19 protein-coding genes are annotated in these 21,467 nt (G+C 46.2%); 12 read left to right on the plus strand and 7 right to left on the minus strand.

Annotated features, from left to right (window positions below):
* Nucleotides 1–19: 19 nt before the first annotated feature.
* Nucleotides 20–1,483 (minus strand): hybrid sensor histidine kinase/response regulator transcription factor, encoded by a 1,464-nt coding sequence (locus NF543_RS21000; RefSeq protein WP_308379258.1) that lies wholly within the window; start codon nt 1,481–1,483, stop codon nt 20–22.
* A 12-nt stretch (nt 1,484–1,495) separates the two neighbouring features.
* On the opposite strand from NF543_RS21000, the gene NF543_RS25430 reads away from it, so the two are divergent.
* Nucleotides 1,496–3,964, plus strand: a complete 2,469-nt coding sequence (locus NF543_RS25430) for a rhamnogalacturonan lyase family protein (protein WP_308379259.1) — start codon at nt 1,496–1,498, stop codon at nt 3,962–3,964.
* Between the two features lie 43 nt (nt 3,965–4,007).
* Here the strand turns inward: NF543_RS25430 and NF543_RS21015 are convergent, their stop codons facing one another.
* The 3 genes from NF543_RS21015 to truA form a co-directional block, all read right to left on the minus strand.
* Entirely contained in the window at nt 4,008–5,717 is a 1,710-nt protein-coding gene (locus NF543_RS21015) for an ABC transporter ATP-binding protein (protein WP_373275022.1), read from the minus strand.
* 146 nt (nt 5,718–5,863) lie between these two features.
* A complete protein-coding gene (locus NF543_RS21020; protein ID WP_257670164.1) occupies nt 5,864–7,042 on the minus strand; it encodes a thioredoxin family protein in 1,179 nt (392 codons plus the stop codon).
* A gap of 113 nt (nt 7,043–7,155) precedes the next feature.
* Nucleotides 7,156–7,917, minus strand: a complete 762-nt coding sequence (gene truA / locus NF543_RS21025) for a tRNA pseudouridine(38-40) synthase TruA (protein WP_257670165.1) — start codon at nt 7,915–7,917, stop codon at nt 7,156–7,158.
* A 184-nt stretch (nt 7,918–8,101) separates the two neighbouring features.
* Here truA and NF543_RS21030 point away from each other — a divergent pair, with 184 nt between their 5' ends.
* Both NF543_RS21030 and NF543_RS21035 read left to right on the plus strand, forming a co-directional pair.
* Nucleotides 8,102–8,575 (plus strand): DUF4293 domain-containing protein, encoded by a 474-nt coding sequence (locus NF543_RS21030; protein ID WP_257670166.1) that lies wholly within the window; start codon nt 8,102–8,104, stop codon nt 8,573–8,575.
* A gap of 40 nt (nt 8,576–8,615) precedes the next feature.
* Nucleotides 8,616–9,095: a type 2 periplasmic-binding domain-containing protein gene (locus tag NF543_RS21035; RefSeq protein ID WP_257670167.1), complete on the plus strand. Its 480-nt coding sequence runs from the start codon at nt 8,616–8,618 to the stop codon at nt 9,093–9,095.
* Between the two features lie 12 nt (nt 9,096–9,107).
* Here NF543_RS21035 and NF543_RS21040 read toward each other — a convergent pair whose 3' ends face one another.
* Nucleotides 9,108–9,644 (minus strand): DUF2892 domain-containing protein, encoded by a 537-nt coding sequence (locus tag NF543_RS21040; RefSeq protein ID WP_257670168.1) that lies wholly within the window; start codon nt 9,642–9,644, stop codon nt 9,108–9,110.
* A 219-nt stretch (nt 9,645–9,863) separates the two neighbouring features.
* Here NF543_RS21040 and ung point away from each other — a divergent pair, with 219 nt between their 5' ends.
* Nucleotides 9,864–10,535 (plus strand): uracil-DNA glycosylase, encoded by a 672-nt coding sequence (ung, locus tag NF543_RS21045; RefSeq protein WP_257670169.1) that lies wholly within the window; start codon nt 9,864–9,866, stop codon nt 10,533–10,535.
* Between the two features lie 3 nt (nt 10,536–10,538).
* Here ung and NF543_RS21050 read toward each other — a convergent pair whose 3' ends face one another.
* Nucleotides 10,539–11,009: an Lrp/AsnC family transcriptional regulator gene (locus NF543_RS21050; RefSeq protein WP_257670170.1), complete on the minus strand. Its 471-nt coding sequence runs from the start codon at nt 11,007–11,009 to the stop codon at nt 10,539–10,541.
* Nucleotides 11,010–11,347: 338 nt separating this feature from the next.
* On the opposite strand from NF543_RS21050, the gene sufB reads away from it, so the two are divergent.
* The 3 genes from sufB to sufD all read left to right on the plus strand — a co-directional run bounded on the left by sufB (nt 11,348) and on the right by sufD (nt 15,108).
* The gene (sufB, locus tag NF543_RS21055; protein WP_257670171.1) at nt 11,348–12,799 is read left to right on the plus strand and encodes a Fe-S cluster assembly protein SufB; all 1,452 of its coding nucleotides are present in this window, start codon (nt 11,348–11,350) and stop codon (nt 12,797–12,799) included.
* Nucleotides 12,800–12,935: 136 nt separating this feature from the next.
* A complete protein-coding gene (gene sufC, locus NF543_RS21060) occupies nt 12,936–13,700 on the plus strand; it encodes a Fe-S cluster assembly ATPase SufC (RefSeq protein WP_257670172.1) in 765 nt (254 codons plus the stop codon).
* Nucleotides 13,657–15,108, plus strand: coding sequence for a Fe-S cluster assembly protein SufD (sufD, locus tag NF543_RS21065; protein ID WP_257670173.1), 1,452 nt, complete (start codon nt 13,657–13,659; stop codon nt 15,106–15,108). Before sufC ends, sufD begins: the two co-directional genes overlap by 44 nt.
* Nucleotides 15,109–15,142: 34 nt before the next feature.
* Here sufD and NF543_RS21070 read toward each other — a convergent pair whose 3' ends face one another.
* Nucleotides 15,143–16,684, minus strand: a complete 1,542-nt coding sequence (locus NF543_RS21070) for an NAD(P)/FAD-dependent oxidoreductase (protein ID WP_257670174.1) — start codon at nt 16,682–16,684, stop codon at nt 15,143–15,145.
* Nucleotides 16,685–16,783: 99 nt separating this feature from the next.
* Between NF543_RS21070 and NF543_RS21075 the strand changes: the two genes are divergently transcribed.
* From NF543_RS21075 to NF543_RS21095, 5 genes are all read left to right on the plus strand, one after another.
* Nucleotides 16,784–17,362, plus strand: a complete 579-nt coding sequence (locus tag NF543_RS21075; protein ID WP_257670175.1) for a LemA family protein — start codon at nt 16,784–16,786, stop codon at nt 17,360–17,362.
* Nucleotides 17,363–17,420: 58 nt separating this feature from the next.
* Nucleotides 17,421–17,858: a TPM domain-containing protein gene (locus NF543_RS21080; protein ID WP_257670176.1), complete on the plus strand. Its 438-nt coding sequence runs from the start codon at nt 17,421–17,423 to the stop codon at nt 17,856–17,858.
* A 37-nt stretch (nt 17,859–17,895) separates the two neighbouring features.
* Complete coding sequence (locus tag NF543_RS21085) at nt 17,896–18,675, plus strand: TPM domain-containing protein (protein ID WP_257670177.1); 780 nt, start codon at nt 17,896–17,898, stop codon at nt 18,673–18,675.
* A 133-nt stretch (nt 18,676–18,808) separates the two neighbouring features.
* Nucleotides 18,809–20,155 (plus strand): DUF58 domain-containing protein, encoded by a 1,347-nt coding sequence (locus tag NF543_RS21090; RefSeq protein WP_257670178.1) that lies wholly within the window; start codon nt 18,809–18,811, stop codon nt 20,153–20,155.
* A 177-nt stretch (nt 20,156–20,332) separates the two neighbouring features.
* Complete coding sequence (locus NF543_RS21095; protein ID WP_257957541.1) at nt 20,333–21,466, plus strand: TlpA disulfide reductase family protein; 1,134 nt, start codon at nt 20,333–20,335, stop codon at nt 21,464–21,466.
* Nucleotide 21,467 lies beyond the last annotated feature (1 nt).

The following is a 21,467-nucleotide window of genomic DNA, read 5'->3' on the forward strand; positions in this document are numbered from 1 at the left end:
TTAGCATCCCACGACGATCTTAAGCTTCTTCGTATTTTTTGGTATATTTGGATGGTGAGTAACCGAATTTGGTCTTGAAGCATTTTCGGAAATAATCGGTGTCCGTAAAACCCACCATGTATGCGATCTCGTTCACATTGAATTTATTGTCTTTGAGCAATTGCTTCGCACGGTTAAGCCGTATTTCCTTAATGATATCGGCGATGCTTGAGCCCGTAAGGGCCTTCATTTTGCGGTAAAGCTGGGTACGGCTTAAGCCGATGCTGGTGCATATCTCGTCCACGTTCAATCCGGAATCATCAATTCGTTCTTCCACATAGCCAAGTACTTTCTTGAGCAGTTTTTCGTCCGGCGAAATGGGGTCTATCTTGGAAGGCTCAATGGTGATGTTGGCCTTGAATTTCTCCTGTAATCGAGTACGGTTAAGCAGTAGATTCTTGATTTTTAATGACAGTAACTCCAAATTAAAAGGTTTAATAATATAATCATCGGCCCCGGTCTTAATGCCTTCCATTTCATACTCAATAGGTGTCCTTGCGGTAAGAAGGATGATGGGGATATGGCTGGTGAGGACGTCCGCTTTTAACTTGCTGCAAAGGGTAATCCCATCCATCTCGGGCATCATCACATCGCTGACAATCAAGTCTGGTGTATGTTTGATTGCCGCCGCTAACCCTACCACGCCGTTTGACGCGATGAGAACTTGGTATTGCTTGGAAAAACAGTCTCGGAGGTATTCCCGCATTTCGGGATTGTCCTCGACGAGTAGCAGGGTAAAGCGCTTGCGTAGATTTTTACCGTTGATAGTTTGGATAGGGTGGTGTTCGTAGTGCTTTTCTGCTCCGGTGATTGTGGCGTCAGTCGCAGGGAGGGCAGCTGCATTCGGTTGTTCGCTAGGTGCCTGCAGTGCCTTGGGGATTTTGACTGTAAATGCCGTGCGGTTTGCGCAGCCCTTTCCGGTAGTGCTCGTTACGGCAATGGCGCCGCCATAGAGCTCAACCAACGACCTGCTATAGGCCAAGCCCAGGCCGGTACCACCGGCGTTGTTGAAACTGCTCTGCTGGAACGGTTTGAAGATATGGTCCATATCGCCTGCAGCAATGCCGCGGCCATTGTCTACTACTTCGATAACAACAAACCCGGGGATGTGATTGTCTTCTACACGCAGGCCAACCTCGACTTGCCCGCCATCATTGGTAAACTTCAAAGCATTTGAAAGTAGGTTATTTAGTACTTTTTCGATTTTGTCTGCGTCGAAACTGATCCACATCGAAGCGAAACTGAAGTTTGTTTCGAGATGGATGTTCTTCAGCCGCGCCAGTTGTTGGAACGTGTCAACCGTATCGGCGACGAACCGGACTATATCCCTGTTTTCAAGGGTCAGCCGCTCGTTGCCTGTTTCGATTCGCCGGATATCCAGTAGTTGGTTTACTAGTTTCTGTGGCGCATTCAGCTGGGTAAAAACATCCGCGAGGGAGCACACTACACCCAGTTTATGGTATATGATCTCGATGGGGATGGGAAAGCCGAAATCGCTTGCAAAACAGCGGATGGAACCGTTGACGGTGTCGGCAATGTAATCGGTGACCGCACGAAAGACTGGCGCAATGAGCAAGGGCGTATATTGGATGGCCCTGAATTCCTCACGGTATTCGAAGGCCAAACCGGCAAAGCGCTGGCTACGGCAGACTATATACCCACCAGGGAACCCGTGGACGGGTGGGGTACGCCTAGGCGTACCGACAACCGAGGAAATCGGTCAGATCGGTTTTTGGCCGCCATTGCTTACTTGGATGGCCACCTGCCCAGTTTGTTGATGTGCAGGGGATACTATGTCCGTTCGGTCATCGCAGCATGGGACTTCAGAGATGGTAAACTGACATCGCGTTGGGTGTTCGACTCAAAAGATGGCAACAATCCTTATTCCGCGCAAGGATTCCATAACTTGAGCATTGCCGATGTGGACGAAGATGGCAAAGATGAGGTTATTTACGGAGCGATGGCAATCGATGATGATGGCAAACCACTGTATACTACAGGTTGGGGGCATGGGGATGCCCAGCACTTGGGTAACCTGGTGCCCTCGCGTCCCGGACTGGAGATCTTTACCATCCATGAAAACCCTCCGGTAAATAGTCCGGGTGCCGCACTTCGCGACGCACGTACCGGAGAGGCGCTTTGGCAGGGCGCGTACGGCCAGGATGTAGGGCGGGGCGTCGGGGCGAACATTGACGGAGATAATCCGGGTGCCGAGCTCTGGTATTTAGGCTCAGGCGGACTGTTAAACACAAAAGGTGAACGGATAGGCCCCATGCCAAGTTCCGTGAATTTTCTAATCTGGTGGGATGGTGACCTCACAAGAGAATTACTTAATGGCATCACCATTGACAAATACAGGCAGGGACCGATTTTTACCGCCGACGGGTGTGTATCCATAAACGGAACCAAATCTACACCGGTACTCAGCGCAGATATCTTTGGCGATTGGCGGGAAGAAGTGATCTTTCCCACGGCAGACCACCGATCCCTGCGCATTTATTCCACGACGATTCCGACGCCACACCGACTGCACACCCTAATGCATGATCCACAGTATCGGTTAAGCGCAGCATGGCAAAACGTGGGGTATAACCAGCCCCCGCACACCGGATTTTACATAGGTGAGGACCTGCCACCAACACCGAAACCTGTGATCGTTACGTCTGGTCTACCTTTTGACGGCGACCAACTGCCCAAGAAAGAGCAGGTGCTGCAACAACTTAGGCGGGTGAATGATTATTTCATGGACAAATGGCCCGATGCTGGCAAACGCATCGTCACCAATAAGGACCGTCCGGCCAATATCTGGACCCGGGCCGTCTATTACGAAGGGTTAATGGCCTTATACACAATAGATGAGAACAGACGGTATTACGAATATGCTGTGCAATGGGGAAACAAACATAATTGGGAAACTGCTTACCAGTCGGTGACTCGCGATGCCGATAACCAGTGCTGCGGCCAGACGTATATCGATCTCTATCGAATAGATAAGAATCCTGATTACGTTCGTAATATCAAAGATAATGTTGACCGGATGGTGGAAAATGAACGGGCGGACGACTGGAATTGGATCGATGCCATCCAGATGGCGATGCCCGTTTTTACCAAGCTTGGTGTAACACTCGAAGATACGCGCTATTTCGATAAGATGTATGAGCTGTATAGCCACGCCAAATACCGGGAGGGCGGCAACGGCCTTTACAATCCGGAAGACAAGCTATGGTGGCGGGATAAGGATTTCGTACCCCCCCACCGGGAACCCAACGGGGAAGATTGCTATTGGTCGCGCGGAAATGGCTGGGTGGTTGCCGCTTTGGTGCGTGTATTGGAAGAATTGCCCGAAGCAGACCCGCATTACGCAGAGTACCGGCAGGATCTGAAAGACATGCTTGCAGCGTTAATTCCGTTGCAGCGCCAGGATGGGTTCTGGAATGTGAGCCTGCATGATCCCAACCACTTCGGCGGAAAGGAAACAACAGGCACGGCGCTTTTCGCGTATGGGATGGCGTGGGCATTAAATAAGGGATTGGTGGATGTGGATGTATATTTGCCGGTTATCACCAAAGCTTGGAATGCACTAGCGGGCGAAGCTTTGCATGAAAGCGGTTTCCTGGGCTATGTGCAAGGAACTGGTAAGGAACCTAAAGACGGGCAGCCCGTGACCTATTCAAGCCAACCGGACTTTGAGGATTATGGTTTAGGCTGTTTTCTGCTAGCCGGTACGGAGGTTTATAAATTGAGCGAAAGCGGATCGGTAGCTGTCTACGCTGAGGACAGCGTCAGCCGTTACAATACCGTTCGTGTGGATGCCGCCTTTTCGATGCCCGCGATTAAAGTGTATAATTTCCCGCAAAGCGACTTTCCGATTACGGACTTCGGTGCCGTAAATGGGAGGCAAACAAAAAACAATGATGTCAACTAAAATACCGGGTGAATGCCTGGGAGAAATTTAAAACACTGAAGGACTAGATACCTGCCGAATGATATTGCAGGTCGTAAAGCCGCTTATAGTAGCCATCCATACGTAGCAACTCTTGATGTGAGCCCATTTCTTTCATCTCGCCTTTATCGAGCACGATGATTTTATCGGCCTTTTGGATGGTGGAAAGCCTGTGGGCAATGACGATGGAGGTGCGTCCTTTCATCAGGGTATCAATGGCTTGCTGGATAAGTTCCTCAGATTCGGTGTCTACTGATGAGGTGGCTTCATCCAGCACCAATATTCTCGGATTATGCACTAAGGCCCGGATGAAGGAGATGAGCTGCGCCTGTCCGGAGGAGAGGGTAGCCCCGCGCTCTTGCACCTTATAATCATATCCCCCCGGCAACCGCATGATAAATTCGTGTGCCCCCACCTGCTGTGAGGCTTCTACGATTTGTTCCCGGGTAATCGTTGGATCATTGAGGCTAATGTTGCTGGCCACAGAATCAGAGAATAGAAACACATCTTGCAACACCGTAGCGATGGTACGGCGTAAATAGTTAAGCTCGTATTCGCGAATAGCTAAACCGTCCAACAGTATCGATCCGCGATTGACCTCATAAAAGCGGCTAAGGATATTGATTGTAGAAGATTTACCAGCCCCCGTGGCGCCTACCAAAGCTAATGTCTCGCCGGGGTTTACTTTGAAGTTGATATCCTTCAACACCCACTTATCTTCGTCATACGCAAACCAAACATGATCAAAGGTAATCTCCCCTTGGATACGGCTGGGTTGCTTCGTCCCCTTATTCGGTGTTTTCTCATCGGTATCCAGTACGGCAAAGATACGTTCAGCACTCACCATGCCCATTTGCAGCGTATTGAATTTATCCACCAATTCCCGGATAGGCCGGAAGATCATGTTGATGTACATGATGAAGGCGACAATGACGCCGGGCGATATTTCCCCGGCTAATACCAATTTTGAACCATACCATACCAATAGCCCCAATGCAATGGCCATGATGATTTCAATGACAGGAAAAAAAATGGAGAAATACCAATTGGCTCGTATATGCGCATTGCGATGTTCAGCATTCGCTGCTTTAAACTTGCGCATTTCCTGTGCTTCTCGGGCAAAATACTGGATGATGCTGATGCCAGAAATATGTTCTTGCAAGAAGGTGTTCAAATTGGCAACCCATTTGCGCACGTCCTGGAAAGCCGATTTCATGGCTTCCTTGAAAATGTATGTGGCGCCAATCATCAAGGGCATTGGAATTAATACGATAAGCGTAAGCTTCCAATCCGTGTAAAACATCACGCCGAGGATAACCACCAATTGGAGAATATCCCCGATTAGCTGGATAAGTCCCTCGGAGAAGATATTGGCAATGGTTTCCAAATCCGAAACGGTGCGGGTGATGAGCCGGCCTATCGGGGTATGGTCAAAATATTTGAGACGAAGGCTGGTGATGTGGTTGAACACATCGATACGTAAATCTCGAATAACGGATTGCCCGAGGGTACTGGTCATCAACGTGTGAAAATATCGGATAACAGTTTGCAGCAGCAATAGGCCTAACATCAATAGCAGCATGATCCGAAGGCCAGCTGTATCATTTTGGAGAATAAATTTATCGAGTGTATACTCGGTGAGCATGGGTAGGGCCGGGGCAGCACCGGCCATGATGATGGTAAGTAGTACGGAAACAATGAAAATGGCCCGATAGGGTCGTACGTACCGCATCATCCTGCGGAGCAGGTGTGCATCATATGTTTTGCCGGTTACCTGGGGATTGCTCAATTTAAACTGCTTTTTTTGACCAAAATAAATTAGCCGGATGCAAAAATACGATTTTGCATGGTATCTAAGTTCATCGGTTTGTCAAACCCTAGTTACTCCACGAGCTTCAGGAGTTTGGGGAGCTCTTCAACAGACACATCTGCATCAACCACCGCTCCATCAGGTTGGATGAGTATGTAGCGGGGGAGCTCTGTCAAGTAAAGCGAATCAATTAATTTTTGCTGCACTCCATTTCGCAATTTGTAGCTGTGTTTCAAATTCATTGCTTCACTTGCGGATTTCCACCGGCTGAATTTGTTGTCCAATGATAAATATACAACGGCAGTTCCCTGCTGTTCAAGTTGTGGTAACTTTTCTACGATCTGTTTCATGTTGGCATGCGATGTTTTATCCGTGCTCTTCCAAAAGGATAATAAAAGATACTTGTGGGCATTAAAAGCTTCCCAATTAACGGGTTTTAACCCATGGTCCACAGCCACTACCTGCGTGTAGGGGTTTAAGTGCTGTATAGGTGCCCTGATTCGGTCTAACCGTTGGATGAGGTCGATTCCGTATTTTGTATGTTGGGATTGGGGCGGTAATGACATGTACAGATCCAGGTAATCCGCAGTATGCCTCCGGTGGTCGTTGGTAGTGTAGGCTAAAAAGAGCGAGGCAACTAACGGCTTCTTTTGTTGTAAAAATTGTTGGGTTATGTCAATGCCTTCTGCATCTTGATCAGGTGAGGCAGACAGCTGCCCGAAACCAACCACTTGGCCTTCAACGTCAGCCTGTTTGTGGTTGAGAGCTTCTTGCCATTCATTCAACAACTGCTGTTCTTCACCACCTCCGGCAATGGAAAATTCAACCTTGCTGATGGAACCAGGATGATCAAAGAAGCGATGTTCTAGGCTTAGGTCAGCCTGCCCTTCGAAACATATCGGAATATGTTCGGTCCAGCTCAACCCATTGGTGCCTTTCCGCGTAGATTTACCGCTGATTTCCAGGAAGTAGACCTCGTGGAAAGGCAATTCGTCTACAACGAGCATGAAAGCACCGTTTTCCGTTTCGACAGCGGTCAATGAATCAGTACGTTTGTCATTGAAAAGCTTGATCGCGGTAATTTCTGGGTTGTTTACATCACTGGCTATTCGTAGTGTGCCATATTTAGGTGTGTAGGCATAGCGGATTTGCGCCGTGGCTTTGGTCTGCTCACGGGGTGATTCCCGGCAGGCAAAAAAAACAGGCAATGCAGCTAGGATCATGATCCGAATAAATGGAAGTGTATTCATGTTGCGCTGAATTAATGCCCAAATTTAGGTAATTTGACTTAAACGGAATGCAAGGAGGTGGCAATGAGAAGTAATGCTTTCTTGCTGAAGGCGCTCCCATCATTAAGACAACCTTAAAAATAAGGATAGACCACTTCAGTAAGGTACAGGCCGCATGCAGGTACAGAAGCGCCGGCCACCGAACGATCCTTACTTGAGATGACGGTGTGTATATAATCGGATGGCTTTTCGCCTCGCCCGATTTCCATTAGTGTGCCCACGATGGCCCTAACCATGTTGCGTAAAAAGCGGTTGGCCGAAATGCGGAAAACCAACCGCCCATCATCCTCCCACTGCCATACTGCCTGTGTGATGCGACAAATATTGGTGTATACTTGGGTATTTGATTTGCTGAAACAGGAAAAATCTTCATATTCCAGCAAGATTTTAGCCGCCTTGTTCATGGCCTCCACATCTGGGACGTCGCGGAGCCGCCATGAAAAACCATGGAGGAATGGGTCTTTCCGAAAATGCATATGATATTCATAGGAACGGTTCACGGCATCGAACCTAGCATGGGCATCGGGTGCCACAGCGATGAACCGCTTGACCGCGATATCAGAGGGAAGCAGCGCATTGAGGCTATGCAAGGCCTTATCGGGTTGGTCAAAAGGACCATCATCCATAACATCGAAATGTGCATATAGTTGCTTTGCATGCACACCCGTATCCGTTCGGCCACATCCTACTGTGGTGATCAATTGGTGCCAAACGACGCTCAACGCCTTGTCAAGCACTTCTTGCACGGTCACGGCGTTCCGTTGGATTTGCCAACCATGGTAGCTGCCGCCGTTGAAGGCTATTTCGATAAAAAACCGCCTGCTTGTTGTTTCCACGGATGCAAAGGTATGAAATTTGGTTATGGATAATGGTTAATGGCGGGTGGTTAATGGTTGATGATGGTCTGGGAGCTGATGGCTGGAAGCCGATTGCTGATAGCCAATAGTAAAAAAACAAAAAAAGCATATCCCAAAGGCACATAAAGCCCTATATTTGCCCTATTAATAATTATATATCCCTATGATACAACGCATCCAGAGTATTTGGTTGATTTTGGCTTCAGTTATGATCTTTGCTTTATTCCTTTTCCCTTATCTGCAATATTCGGATATTGGCGGTATGGGCAAAGCGCTATATGTGAAAGGAGCGTATTATGGTCTAGAGGGGCAAGCCGTTAGGGAGAAATTTTTCATTTTACAAACCGTTGCCACGGTGTTGTTGGGTGCATTTCCTTTATATATCATCTTCAAATTCCGTAATCGCAAGTTACAAATCCAACTGATTGTCTTGGAAATTGTGCTCATTGTCTTATTTGGTTTTTGGTTGTACACCTTATCAAGCGCGGCATTGATCGAAGCTAAGCAATTCCTTTCTGCCCGAAACATCGGTGTAGGCTTTTTCCTGTTGCCAATAAGCATTATATTTATGCTTATGGCTATTGGCGGTATTCGTAGGGATGAAAAATTAATTAAGTCGGCCGATCGGTTGAGGTGATCATATCGTGACGGCGGTTGTTTATTTCAAATCATATATGATGAAGACCACATTATTAATACTGGCATTATCGCTTCCATCGGTTACCCTTGTTTTCGCACAAAACAGCAACCTAGAACCCGCTGCCAAGGATTCCAGTGTTGTTGTTGTGGATGATATCCAGTTTGAAACGGAGCAATTCCATATCGATTCGGCGACCAATACGGCTACGGCAACACTACTGCTGACCAGCCTTAAGGAAAATCCGCGTGAACTTAAAATCAACATTTATGGGACGCAGTTGGTGGATGATGACCGGAACGCCTATTATTTTTCGACAATGGCGCTGGGCCGTGTGTTGATGCGGTTTGAAGATAAGCAAAACTACCTGCATTACCTCTTGCAGCCTGACGCTCCTGTAAAGTTGGTGGTTACCGCTGAAAACATTTCATCGACAGCAGCTTTTATCCAAGTAGTGAAAATCGTGTTCGAAGACAGCACAGAAAGTGGCCGGTTTTTAGATGCTTACTTGAGCAACTGATAAACGCCTAATCTACCTGTACCGAATTTGTTGCCGATCCATCAAGCCCATTTGGTCTTTCATCATTTTGATTTGATCGGCTAACAGCTTATTTTTATCGGCCTTTTTGGCCTCTTGCAGGTATTTGGTAGCTTCCCGTTTATTTCGTTTGGCCATGGCTATACCCGCGAGGCTAAGCTTAGCCAACGCTACGTTATGCCCCATATGCAGACCCAAAGACAGCGCTTTTTTGAAATATTTTTCGGATTGCATGGGTGATTTCTGCGACTCGATCAAACCGATAAGCAAATGATAATATCCATGCTGTGCGCGGATAAGTTGCTTTTCATAGTTACTGATGTGTCCTAGCCATTTGGCTGCTTTACTCATGTTTTCCTTACGCAGGTAAAACTGAGCAACGAGCATATTTTCATTGAAGAATATGGTCACAAATGCAATGATGGTAATTAGGATACCCAGTATTCCCCAGCCCCATTCACCGTAAAAGAATAAAGCCACAGTTCCCGCCAACAAAAGGGAGGATATGATAATTCGAACAAGATTTGACATGTACTATTTCTTTTGTAACACTGTTTCAACAAAAACTATGCAAATATCCGTTTATTTGAGCGCTTAAACAACTTGTTTTATTGTAGATTTTGCAAAATGTATTTTCCACTATGCATAATTTGTTCCAAACAACAGCGAAGAGATCGACAAAATTGTTTTTCTGCAAAATTGTACATAGGTGTATAATTGCAAAAACAAATTTTTCTTAGTTTTGGAAACATGAGCATACAGTTAGAAAGCAGCTGGAAAGCGGTATTGGAATCCGAATTTGAGCAGCCTTATATGTCGCAACTCAAAGAGTTCTTACGAACGGAAAAGGCACAATATTCCGTATATCCCCCTAGCAACCTCATTTTTAATGCTTTTAATCATACGCCATTTGATCAGGTAAAAGTTGTTATCCTCGGGCAAGACCCTTACCACAATGTGGATCAAGCGCACGGTTTATCCTTCTCCGTTCCCCAAGGTGTGGGCATACCGCCCTCACTTCGAAATATGTATCTGGAATTACGTGCGGATATTCCCGGACTCCAAATTCCCAACCACGGCGACTTAACTTCATGGGCCGATCAGGGAGTGTTGCTGCTCAACGCCACGTTGACCGTGCGCGCACATACCGCAGGTTCGCACCAAGGTAAGGGTTGGGAAGCGTTTACGGATAAGGCCATCGCTGAATTGTCTGCACGCAGGAGTGGTATTGTTTTTTTATTGTGGGGTAGATATGCCAAGAACAAGGCGGCCATCATTGACTATCATAAACACCATATCCTTACTGCGGCGCATCCATCACCATTTTCGGCAAACAACGGTTTTTTTGGATGCAGGCATTTCTCCAAGGTAAATGAGTTTTTGGAGAAGCAAGGGTTGGAGCCCATCAACTGGGAGGTCTAAGCATTAATACTCCATTGGCACAATGGGTTCTTTTTTACTGGTAGACATGATCATCATCGTCTGGAAAGTTTTCACATATGGTATTTTGCTGATCTTTTCCATGATGACCGACTCATAGGCTTTGATGTCTTTCACATATACCTTGAGCATGAAATCACATTGCCCGGTCACATGATGGCATTCGGTCACTTCCTTGATGCTCCGCACAGCTTCCACAAACTCGGGGATGGCATTGTGAGTATGAAAGTCGAGCGAAACCTGTATAAATGATTTGATACCCAGTCCCAATTTTTCTTCATCCACGAAGGCATGATAACTTTTGATATAGCCCGAATTTTCAAGTTTCCGTACACGCTCCAAGGTGGGGGCGGGCGAAAGCCCAATGTTTGACGCCAGTTGTAGATTGGTAATCCTGCCGTTTTCCTGTAGTAATTTCAGGATTTTGAAATCGGTTTTATCGGGTTGGAATGGCATACTTTTGATGTTATTGTCCTTGTAATGAGTATAGATACCGTTACCAAATTATATTTGGCAATAATACAATTTATTTTCCATATTATTCGTTAATGGGTTGTGGTAATCTGAAATAAGGTAGAGGTAGCACGTGTTATCAGCCATTATCACCAATTTGTAAAAATATATGGAGAAGCGGTGGCTTTAAGTTCAAAACCTCGAAATCAGCTTGATTTTCTCCTGTTTAACGTAAAATGAACAGGTAATAACTAAGATTTATTGCCACTTAAATCGTAACTTTGCACTTCTGAAGTTTGACGGTTGCCCGTCTGCTTGTTTATCAAAATGGGGAAAGCGTTATGAGTACGAAAGATAATGAATTATTGAAGGAGCTGACGCTCGAAGAATACAAATACGGATTTACCACTGATATCGAAATGGATATTGCCCCAATAGGGCTGACCGAAGATACAGTGCGAATGATTTCTGCCAAAAAGAATGAGCCTGAATGGCTATTGGAATGGCGGCTGAAGGCGTTGCGGCATTTCCTCCAGATGGATATGCCCACTTGGCAGAATTTTGACCATCCAGCGGTATCATTCCAAGATATATCATACTATGCTGCTCCCAAAGCCAAACCGAAATTGAATAGTTTGGATGAGGTGGATCCCGAATTGCTCTCCACATTTGCGAAATTGGGTATCCCACTGGATGAACAAAAAGTGTTGGCAGGTGTGGTAGCCGTAGATGCCGTATTTGATAGCGTATCAGTGAAAACCACTTTCCGTGAGAAACTGAAAGAGCAAGGTGTTATTTTTTGCTCGTTTGGTGAAGCTGTACAGGAACATCCTGAATTGGTAAAACAATACCTAGGCTCTGTTGTGCCACAAACAGACAATATTTATGCTGCGTTGAATTCTGCGGTATTTTCGGATGGTTCCTTTGTGTATATCCCCAAGGGGGTGCGCTGTCCCATGGAACTCTCGACATATTTCCGTATCAATGCTGAGAATACCGGACAATTTGAACGGACGTTGATCATTGCTGATGAGGGGGCCTATGTTAGCTACCTCGAAGGGTGTACCGCCCCGATGCGTGATGAAAACCAATTGCATGCCGCCGTGGTGGAATTGATAGCACTTAAAGATGCAGAAATCAAATATTCAACCGTACAAAACTGGTATCCTGGCGATAAGGATGGCAAAGGAGGTATTTACAATTTTGTTACCAAGCGGGGTATATGCAAAGGCGACAACAGTAAAATTTCGTGGACACAGGTAGAGACAGGTTCGGCTATCACTTGGAAATACCCTGGGGTGATCCTCAAGGGAGACAATTCTGTGGGCGAGTTTTATTCTGTGGCCCTTACACGCAATAGACAGGTCGCCGATACGGGAACCAAGATGATCCATTTGGGCAAAAACACCAAGAGCAAAATCATTTCCAAAGGGATATCAGCGGGACACAGCCACAATAGTTACCGCGGGCTAGTCAAGATAGCGGCTGGAGCCGAAAATTCTCGTAACTTCACCCAGTGTGACTCACTCTTGATTGGCGACCGTTGTGGGGCGCATACATTCCCATACATCGAAAACAGGAACAAATCTGCCAAATTGGAACATGAGGCCACCACCTCGAAAATCGGTGAGGACCAATTGTTTTATCTTACCCAAAGAGGTATCGATCCGGAGAAGGCTGTAGGACTTATCGTAAATGGTTATGCCAAAGAAGTACTCAATCAACTGCCCATGGAGTTTGCCGTGGAAGCACAGAAATTGCTGGCCATATCATTGGAAGGCAGTGTGGGGTAGGTCTAATACTTATTAGTACTTAGTCAGTAGGCGTTTCGTTAATACTCAGGCGTTAGTGTTAGTGCTTGGGTAAAATTAATAGATAGAGTTGAAGAACAGTATAACGTCTACACGGCGTTGAGAGATAACAAAAGCAATGTTAAGTATAAAAAAATTACACGCGGAAGTAGAAGGAAAAGAAATCCTTAAAGGGTTGGATTTGGAAATAAATGCCGGAGAAGTACACGCCATCATGGGACCCAACGGTTCGGGCAAAAGTACATTGGGTAATGTCTTGGCTGGAAGGGAATCTTACGAGGTGACCGAAGGGGAGGTGTTGCTTGACGGACGAGATCTGCTGGAACTATCGCCTGAAGACCGCGCGCGTGAAGGTGTGTTTTTGGCATTCCAATACCCAGTGGAAATCCCAGGAGTATCCAATATCAATTTTTTAAAAACTGCCATCAACGAAATTCGCGAATACAAAGGACTGCCACCCGTGGAAGCTAGGGATTTTTTGAATATGGTGAAGGAAAAGCAGAAACTCGTGGAATTCGAGGCCAAGCTGGCCAACCGTTCGTTGAACGAAGGATTCTCTGGCGGCGAGAAAAAACGTAACGAAATATTCCAGTTGGCCATGCTGCAACCCAAATTGGCCATCCTTGATGAAACGGATTCTGGATTGGATATTGATGCATTACGTATCGTGGCAAGAGGCGTAAACCAACTGCGTTCAAAGGATAATGCATTCATTGTCATCACTCACTACCAACGATTGCTGGAATATATCGTGCCCGATTTCGTGCATGTTTTGTACAATGGCCGTATTGTCCGTTCGGGCACAAAGGAACTTGCATTAGAATTGGAGGAAAAGGGCTATGATTGGATTAAAGAGACAGCTGGTGCGGAAAACGCAATATAAACATAAGGGAGACACCATTGAGCGTGAGGAAGCAACAACTGTGGTAGACGAAGCATTGGCCGAAATAGGTAGCAATGGCGGATTGACCAAACAAACAATGATTACACAAGTTACTGATTCATTATACAAACAACTGATTAGGGCCTACGAAGAACGGATGCCTACGGAAGAGGGCCCCCATTCATTGGATGAGATTCGTGGACAGGCATTTAAACGTTTTGAAAAGCTGGGATTCCCTACTGTCAAACATGAGGATTGGAAGTACACCAATGTTCAGCCGCTTATAAGTCAAAATTATCTATTGGATACGTCGACCTCTCAAGCCGAGGTGGCTATAGGTAAAGCGGCTATTCCTAATTTGGATACATATAGGGTGGTGTTGGTGGATGGTATTTTCAATGCCGAGTTGTCTTCGGGCATCGATGTGCCTGGCCTCCATATTCTGCCTATCCAAGAGGCGTTTGACCAGTTATCCTTTGCCAAGTATTTTGCAGAATACGCGGATAAGACGGATAATCCCTTCGTGGCGTTAAATACTGCATTATTCAAATCAGGAGTTTTTATAACGGTAACCAAAAATAGCGTGCTGGAAAAGCCCATCCACATTATCCATGTAGCCTCTGCCACGGAGCCTTTGTTTACGCAAACACGCAATCTCTATGTTATTGAAGCCAATGCGGAGGCAGAGCTAATCGAATCATTTATTACTGAAGATAACGCGGCAAATAACCTGAACAGTCTGGTAAGCGAAATCGTGGTACATGAAAATGCAAAACTGCATCATTATTACTTGCAATTGGCTGGAAAACAAAGTAGTTACATTAATCACACAGAAATCTACCAGAAAAAATATAGTCTTTATAACAATTATAATTGCAGTTTTCCAGGATCGGCTTTTGTGCGCAATAACATCAATGTTCGGTTGGATGACAGCCAGGTTGAAAGTCACTTATATGGCGTTACCCTCACAGCTGGAAACCAGTTTGTAGACAATCACACGGTCGTAGACCACCTCAAACCGCACTGTGAAAGCTACGAATGGTATAAAAATATTACACAAGACACGTCCACAGCGGTGTTCAATGGCAAAATATTTGTACGCCTCGATGCACAAAAAACCAATGCATTCCAGCAGAACAATAACATGCTCATCGGCGAGAAATCTGCCATATATACCAAGCCGCAGCTTGAGATTTTTGCGGATGACGTCAAATGTAGCCACGGTTGTACCATCGGGCAGTTCGACAATCAGGCATTGTTCTACCTAAGGTCGCGGGGCATCAGCGAAGCACAAGCGCGCGTGCTCTTGGTCCATGCATTTGCTTTTGATGTGACCAACCGTTTTGCCAATGCTACCGTGCGTAAATATGTAGAGCATCTGGTGGAGCAAGGACTTGAAAATGGATAGTTTGATATAAAACCTAATAGGTTTTCAAAACCTCTTAGGATTTTATGCGATCCACACAGTTCATCCCATCAATTGCCGCTGATACAATGCCTCCGGCATATCCGGCCCCTTCTCCACAGGGGTATAATCCTTTTACCTGCGGGTGCTGCATGGTGTCTTTATCCCTAGGTATCCGAATGGGGGAAGAAGTGCGCGATTCCACCCCTACCAAAATAGCTTCATTGGTATAATAACCTTTCATTTTTTTGCCAAATAGCGGAAGTGCCTGCTGCAAGGCATCGTGTACAAAAGGAGGTAACACGTCGGATAACAAGGCGCTTTTGGTGCCCGGCTTGTAGGAATTTTCTGGCAAGGAAGTAGACAAGTTGCCTTGTACAAAATCTACCATCCGTTGTGCAGGAGCCACCAATTTACCGCCCCCAACTACACATGCTCGTTGCTCCACTTCACGCTGGAAATCTAGCAGGGCAAAAGGATAATGTGCTACATCTGAAACATCCTGTAAATTGATTTGTACCACAGTGCCCGAATTGGCATACGGGTTGTTGCGCTTGGATGGCGACCAACCATTGACCACCACTTCACCCTTGTCTGTAGCACAAGGAGCAATGATTCCACCTGGACACATGCAAAAAGAGAAAACACCCCGTCCGTTTACCTGTTCCACTAGGCTGTAATAAGCAGGAGGAAGGTATTCGCTCCGTACATCACAATGGTATTGGGCCTGGTCGATGATGTCTTGGGGATGCTCAATACGCACGCCAAGGGCAAAGGGTTTGGCCTCAGTATGCCAGCGTTTATTGTGGAACAGTTCATAGATATCTCGGGCAGAATGTCCGGTGGCCACAATGACGGAGTTGGCAGCCAGTTGCTCTCCTGAAGCCAGTGTGACGCCTTGTACTTGTCCGGCACACTCCGTAATATCTACCACCTTGCTGTTAAAGTGGATTTCACCGCCGTACTCCAAGATGGTATTACGGATAGCTTGGATGATATGCGGTAATTTGTTGGTGCCAATGTGCGGGCGGGTATCTACCAAAATGTCCTCAGTGGCACCATGGGCTACTAGCAGTTGCAATACACGCTGAATATCCCCCCGTTTATTGGATCGTGTATACAGCTTCCCATCGGAATAAGTGCCCGCACCACCCTCACCAAAGCAATAGTTGGAGTCTGGATTGACGATGCCTTCCTTATTTAGTGTTGCTAAGTCCCTACGTCGCTCCTGCACATTTTTGCCACGCTCAATAACAAGGGGGCGTAGGCCCCGTTCTATGCAGCGCAGGGCCGCAAACAAACCTGCCGGGCCAGCACCGATGATGATAATAGGCATTGCATCTGCAACATTGGCATGCTGGAAGTGGAAAATATCAGGAACAGGCGTTTCATCGATAAAGAAAACTACCCGGATGCGGAACACGGCTAATCTGCTCCGTGCATCGATGGAACGTTTACGGATTTTTATGCTTTTAACACTTGATAGCGCAACATTCAGTTGGGTTGCGCCCTTTTGGATAATATAAGCATCGTCCGTGATTTTCTCTGGTGGGATACTTAATTCAATCTCTTTTTGCATGAAATGATGTCGGGTTTTTATCCCGAAGCGTAACAAAGGTATGGATTTTGCCATCAAAGTGTTAAATTAGTGGCAGTATAGATTTTAATTTCAATCAATATGAAAAGATTAGTCATCGCTATTGTTGGCCTGTTCACCGCTTTATCATTCAGTTCTTGCGGATATAACACATTGGTCAATTTGGAAGAAAACGTAAAAGGCAAATGGGCCCAAGTGGAAAACGCTTACCAACGGCGGGCAGACCTTATCCCAAACTTGGTAAATACCGTGAAAGGTGCAGCCAATTTCGAGCAGGAAACCCTCACGCAAGTCATCGAAGCTCGTGCCAAAGCTTCTTCTATCACCGTGGATCCTGAAAACCTATCCCCGGAGGCCATACAGCAGTTCCAGCAGTCACAGGATGCATTATCGCAATCCCTGGGCCGCTTACTGGTCACGGTGGAGCGTTATCCTGAATTGAAAGCCACACAGAATTTCCAAGAGTTGCAGGTACAACTGGAAGGAACGGAAAACCGGATCAGTACGGAAAGAAGAGCATTTAACGAAGCCACACAGGAATACAATTCATCGGTAAGGCGATTCCCCAATAACATCACTGCCGGAATGTTTGGTTTCAAGCAGAAAGGTTATTTCACCTCAGAAGCAGGAGCTGAGAAAGCACCGGAAGTGCAGTTTTAGTGGGTAGCTATCAGCCGTCGGCAATCAGCTCTCATGTCCCAAATCTCACGTCTAATAAATGGAAATATTTACTGAAGAAGAACAAGAACGGATTGTACAGGCAATTAACATGGCTGAAAACAACACGTCAGGTGAAATCCGCCTGGCAGTGGAAGCGCATTGCAAGATTGATGTGTTGGACAGAGCGGCCCAGTATTTTCGCCGTTTGGGAATGGACAAAACGGCCCTTCATAACGGTGTGTTGCTATACATTGCCGTGGAAGATCACCAATTTGCCGTCATAGGCGATAGCGGAATCAATAGTCGTGTACCAGCTGATTTTTGGGAGGAGACCAAAGACCTCATGTTACAACATTTCAAACAAAATAATCTAGTACAAGGGCTCATAGAAGGCATTACCCATGCCGGGGAGCAACTGCAGCATTTTTTCCCACGCCAAGATGATGATATCAATGAATTGCCCAATGATATTGCGTTTGGGGATGGTAAAGAGTAGCGGTAAAATGAAGGGAAAAATGGGCAGAAGGAAAACAATGAGACTTAGACTTATTCATTTTTTAACGCTATTTGTGCTATTAAGTGGTACAGTGTTCGGGCAAGACTTTCCGGCACAGCCCAATAAGCTTGTCAACGATTATACCAAGACATTGGGAGCGGCACAGGTAGAACAGCTGGAGCGGAAACTGGTGGCGTTTGACGATAGTACATCCACCCAAATAGCAGTGGTGGTGATGCAGTCGACGGAGGGTCATGACATTGCAGACTATGGTACGCGGCTAGCGCAGAAATGGGGTATTGGAGGAAAGGAGCACGACAATGGCATCCTATTGCTAGTGGCTTTGGGTGACCGCGCGGTAACCATACAGACCGGATATGGCGTGGAAGGCGCAGTGCCCGATGCCATTGCTTACCGCATTATCGAAAACGAAATCAAACCTGCCTTCCGGCAAGGGGATTATTTCGCAGGAATTGACCGGGCTACGGATGCGCTGATGGCGTATACCAAAGGGGAATATACAGCTCCACCAAAGAAGGAAAGCAAGGGTAGGGGATTTGGTTCCCTCATATTCATTTTTATCATTATTGTGGTGGTTCTTAGCCTATTTGGGCGGGGTGGTGGTGGCCGCGGTGGCGGCAAAGTGATGGATGGCAGAGGGGCGTCAGACCTGTTGTGGTGGACATTACTCAGTGGCATGGGCCGTGGTGGAGGTGGTTTCGGCGGAGGAAGTGGCGGATTCGGTGGTAGCGGAGGTGGTTTCGGTGGATTTGGCGGCGGCGGTTTCGGCGGCGGCGGAGCCAGTGGCAGGTGGTGAAGTTGGAAGTCCGAAAGTCAGTAAGTCCAACGGCGTCAAGAAAGCTTTGCGCGGTAAGCGCCAGCGCCTTTGCGACCTTTGTGTGAACCAGTTGGAAAGTCAGTAAGTTGGAAAGTCCGAAAGTTAGTAAGCAGTGAAGAAATTCTTTCGTAATTTTTATCTTGATTTATTCCTCACAAGCCGACTGTTTGTAGCATTGGGTACGGTTTCCATATTATATTTACTTGCATTTTTCTTTCCTGCCATCGAGGTACTCCCAATAATTTGTTTCTATGTATTATTAGCCTTGCTGCTTATCGATATTTTCATCCTTTATCATAACAAAAATGGAGTATATGCGCATCGGCAAGCCCCAGAACGACTAAGCAATGGGGATGATAATGAAATCGGCATCTATATAGAAAACCGCTATGGCTTCCAGATTAAAGTGGGAATGATTGATGAAGTGCCTGTGCAATTCCAACGCCGGAATGTATGGTTTGATACGGAATTAGCGGTGGGAGAGCGGAAAACGATAACCTATCAACTGAGGCCCGTTAAACGTGGGGAGTATGCATTTGGGATCATCCGGTTATATGTGCAATCACCCATCGCCTTGGTACAGCGGCGATACAATGTAGGCAAATCTGATACATTACCCGTTTATCCATCCTTCATCCAGCTAAAGAAATACGAAATGATGGCCATATCCAACCGACTGAGCGATTATGGTGTAAAAAAAATGCGACGGATTGGGCATAGCATGGAGTTTGACCAAATCAAGAACTATGTGCCAGGCGATGATTACCGGACACTTAACTGGAAGGCCACAGCCCGGCAAGGGCATTTGATGATCAATACGTATACAGATGAGCGGTCGCAGCATATCTATTGCGTCATAGATAAGTCGCGTGTAATGCGTATGCCGTTTAATCAACTGAGCCTGCTGGATTATGCCATCAACGCAAGCCTGGCCTTATCAAAGGTGGTGATGCTCAAGGAAGATAAGGCGGGGCTTATTACCATATCCGATAGGAAGGGAGCGGTCGTGCTCGCAGATCGGAAAACCGGACAGCTCAACCGTATCATGGAGGTGCTATACAAGGAGAAAACCCGTTATTTGGAAACCGATATGGAATTGCTCTATACAACCATCAGACAAACCATCAAACAGCGTAGCCTATTGGTATTTTTTACGAATTACGAAAGTCTGTCCGGTATGAAGAGGCAATTCCCTTTTCTCCGGAAAATAGCTCGATTCCATGCATTAATCGTGGTTTTCTTTGAAAACACGGAATTGGGTACACTGGGTGGTAAAGCAGCAAACGACGTAGAGGAAATTTATCTGCATACCGTCGCCTCCAAATTTGCATACGAGAAAAAGCAGCTCGTACGTGAACTTAACATGCATGGGATTCAAACCATCCTTACACCTCCTGAGGATCTTACCGTCAATACGATTAACAAATATTTAGAAATTAAGGCAAGGCAATACGTGTGATGGGATTTAGTCAACGTAGATAAGTTTTGCTTAACCCGTGTCTCCCGCCTTTAAAAATATTGCGAGAAAAGCTTGATAAGCAAAACATCCCTTCATAAAAATCCGTTTATGAACATAGAGGTTCCATGAAAATATAGCATCTTTGTCAAATTGCACACAATTAAAAAGAGAACACATATGATGAAAAAGCTGGTTTTGGTAGCGATAGCGGCATTGCCCATGGCGGTGGTTGCACAGGATGACTTTACGGTTACAGCAAAAGTTGGCACAGTGAGTGCGCCAGCGAAGGCCTACTTAAGTTATCGTACAGAAGGAGGTTCGGTGTTGGATTCGACGGAGGTGTCCAATGGGGAATTCAAATTTCATGGCAGTGTAGCCGGTCCGTCACGGGCCATGGTATTGCTTGCGCATGAAGGAGGAGATATCCGCGAAACTGAGCGTCCAGACCATGTAGAGATTTACCTTGAGAAAGGGGCAATTAAGATTACGGCCAATGATTCATTGGCAAATGCATCCATAGTAGGTGGGGATACGAATAAAGATTTCAAAGCATACCAGGAAAAGTTGAAGTCTCCAAAAGCGAAAATGGACAACTTGATAGCCCGTTATACAGCTGCGTCTGATGAGCAAAAGCAAGACGCCAATTTCATGGTTAGCCTTCAAACAGAAGCTATGGCCGTACAAGAAGAACAAAAGGGTATTGATTTTGAATATATTCGTGCCAATCCCAAAAGTTTTGTGAGCCTTGATTTACTTATGCCTTATGTGGGATCAGAACCAATACAGGAAGTGATAGAACCGGCTTTCAATAATTTATCAGCGACACTCAAGGATTCCGAAAAAGGGAAAGCCATCACTAAGCAACTTGAAAATATCAAGCGGGTAGATGTAGGTGCGATTGCACCGGATTTTTCGCAACCGGATACAGCGGGCAATGAGATAGCGCTTTCTTCTCTTCGGGGTAAATATGTGCTGGTCGATTTTTGGGCAAGTTGGTGCGGTCCTTGCCGCCAAGAAAACCCCAATGTAGTGGAAGCGTACCATAAATTTAAGGACAAGAATTTTACCGTGTTCGGTGTGTCACTTGATCGTCCGGGTGCAAAGGAAGCATGGATAAAGGCCATTCACGATGACGGCTTACAGGACTGGCCGCATGTGTCTGAATTGAAATGGTGGGAGTCTGATGTGGTAGCGCTATATGCCATCAGCGGTATCCCAGCTAATTTCCTACTAGATCCAGAAGGAAAAATCATCGCCAAGAACCTGCGAGAAGAAGAGCTACATGCCGTATTGGAAGAAATGCTAAATTAGT

It is taken from the genome of Parapedobacter tibetensis (assembly GCF_024704835.1).
Classification (GTDB): domain Bacteria; phylum Bacteroidota; class Bacteroidia; order Sphingobacteriales; family Sphingobacteriaceae; genus Parapedobacter; species Parapedobacter tibetensis.

Bases quoted from the DNA above. Each gene is read 5' to 3' on its own strand.
- NF543_RS25430 (WP_308379259.1), top strand. From the start codon at position 1,496: ATGGTATATGATCTCGATGGGGATGGGAAAGCCGAAATCGCTTGCAAA.
- NF543_RS21015 (WP_373275022.1), bottom strand. From the start codon at position 5,717: ATGATGCGGTACGTACGACCCTATCGGGCCATTTTCATTGTTTCCGTA.
- NF543_RS21020 (WP_257670164.1), bottom strand. From the start codon at position 7,042: ATGAATACACTTCCATTTATTCGGATCATGATCCTAGCTGCATTGCCT.
- NF543_RS21030 (WP_257670166.1), top strand. From the start codon at position 8,102: ATGATACAACGCATCCAGAGTATTTGGTTGATTTTGGCTTCAGTTATG.
- NF543_RS21035 (WP_257670167.1), top strand. From the start codon at position 8,616: ATGAAGACCACATTATTAATACTGGCATTATCGCTTCCATCGGTTACC.
- NF543_RS21040 (WP_257670168.1), bottom strand. From the start codon at position 9,644: ATGTCAAATCTTGTTCGAATTATCATATCCTCCCTTTTGTTGGCGGGA.
- ung (WP_257670169.1), top strand. From the start codon at position 9,864: ATGAGCATACAGTTAGAAAGCAGCTGGAAAGCGGTATTGGAATCCGAA.
- NF543_RS21050 (WP_257670170.1), bottom strand. From the start codon at position 11,009: ATGCCATTCCAACCCGATAAAACCGATTTCAAAATCCTGAAATTACTA.
- sufB (WP_257670171.1), top strand. From the start codon at position 11,348: ATGAGTACGAAAGATAATGAATTATTGAAGGAGCTGACGCTCGAAGAA.
- sufC (WP_257670172.1), top strand. From the start codon at position 12,936: ATGTTAAGTATAAAAAAATTACACGCGGAAGTAGAAGGAAAAGAAATC.
- sufD (WP_257670173.1), top strand. From the start codon at position 13,657: ATGATTGGATTAAAGAGACAGCTGGTGCGGAAAACGCAATATAAACAT.
- NF543_RS21070 (WP_257670174.1), bottom strand. From the start codon at position 16,684: ATGCAAAAAGAGATTGAATTAAGTATCCCACCAGAGAAAATCACGGAC.
- NF543_RS21075 (WP_257670175.1), top strand. From the start codon at position 16,784: ATGAAAAGATTAGTCATCGCTATTGTTGGCCTGTTCACCGCTTTATCA.
- NF543_RS21080 (WP_257670176.1), top strand. From the start codon at position 17,421: ATGGAAATATTTACTGAAGAAGAACAAGAACGGATTGTACAGGCAATT.
- NF543_RS21085 (WP_257670177.1), top strand. From the start codon at position 17,896: ATGAGACTTAGACTTATTCATTTTTTAACGCTATTTGTGCTATTAAGT.
- NF543_RS21095 (WP_257957541.1), top strand. From the start codon at position 20,333: ATGATGAAAAAGCTGGTTTTGGTAGCGATAGCGGCATTGCCCATGGCG.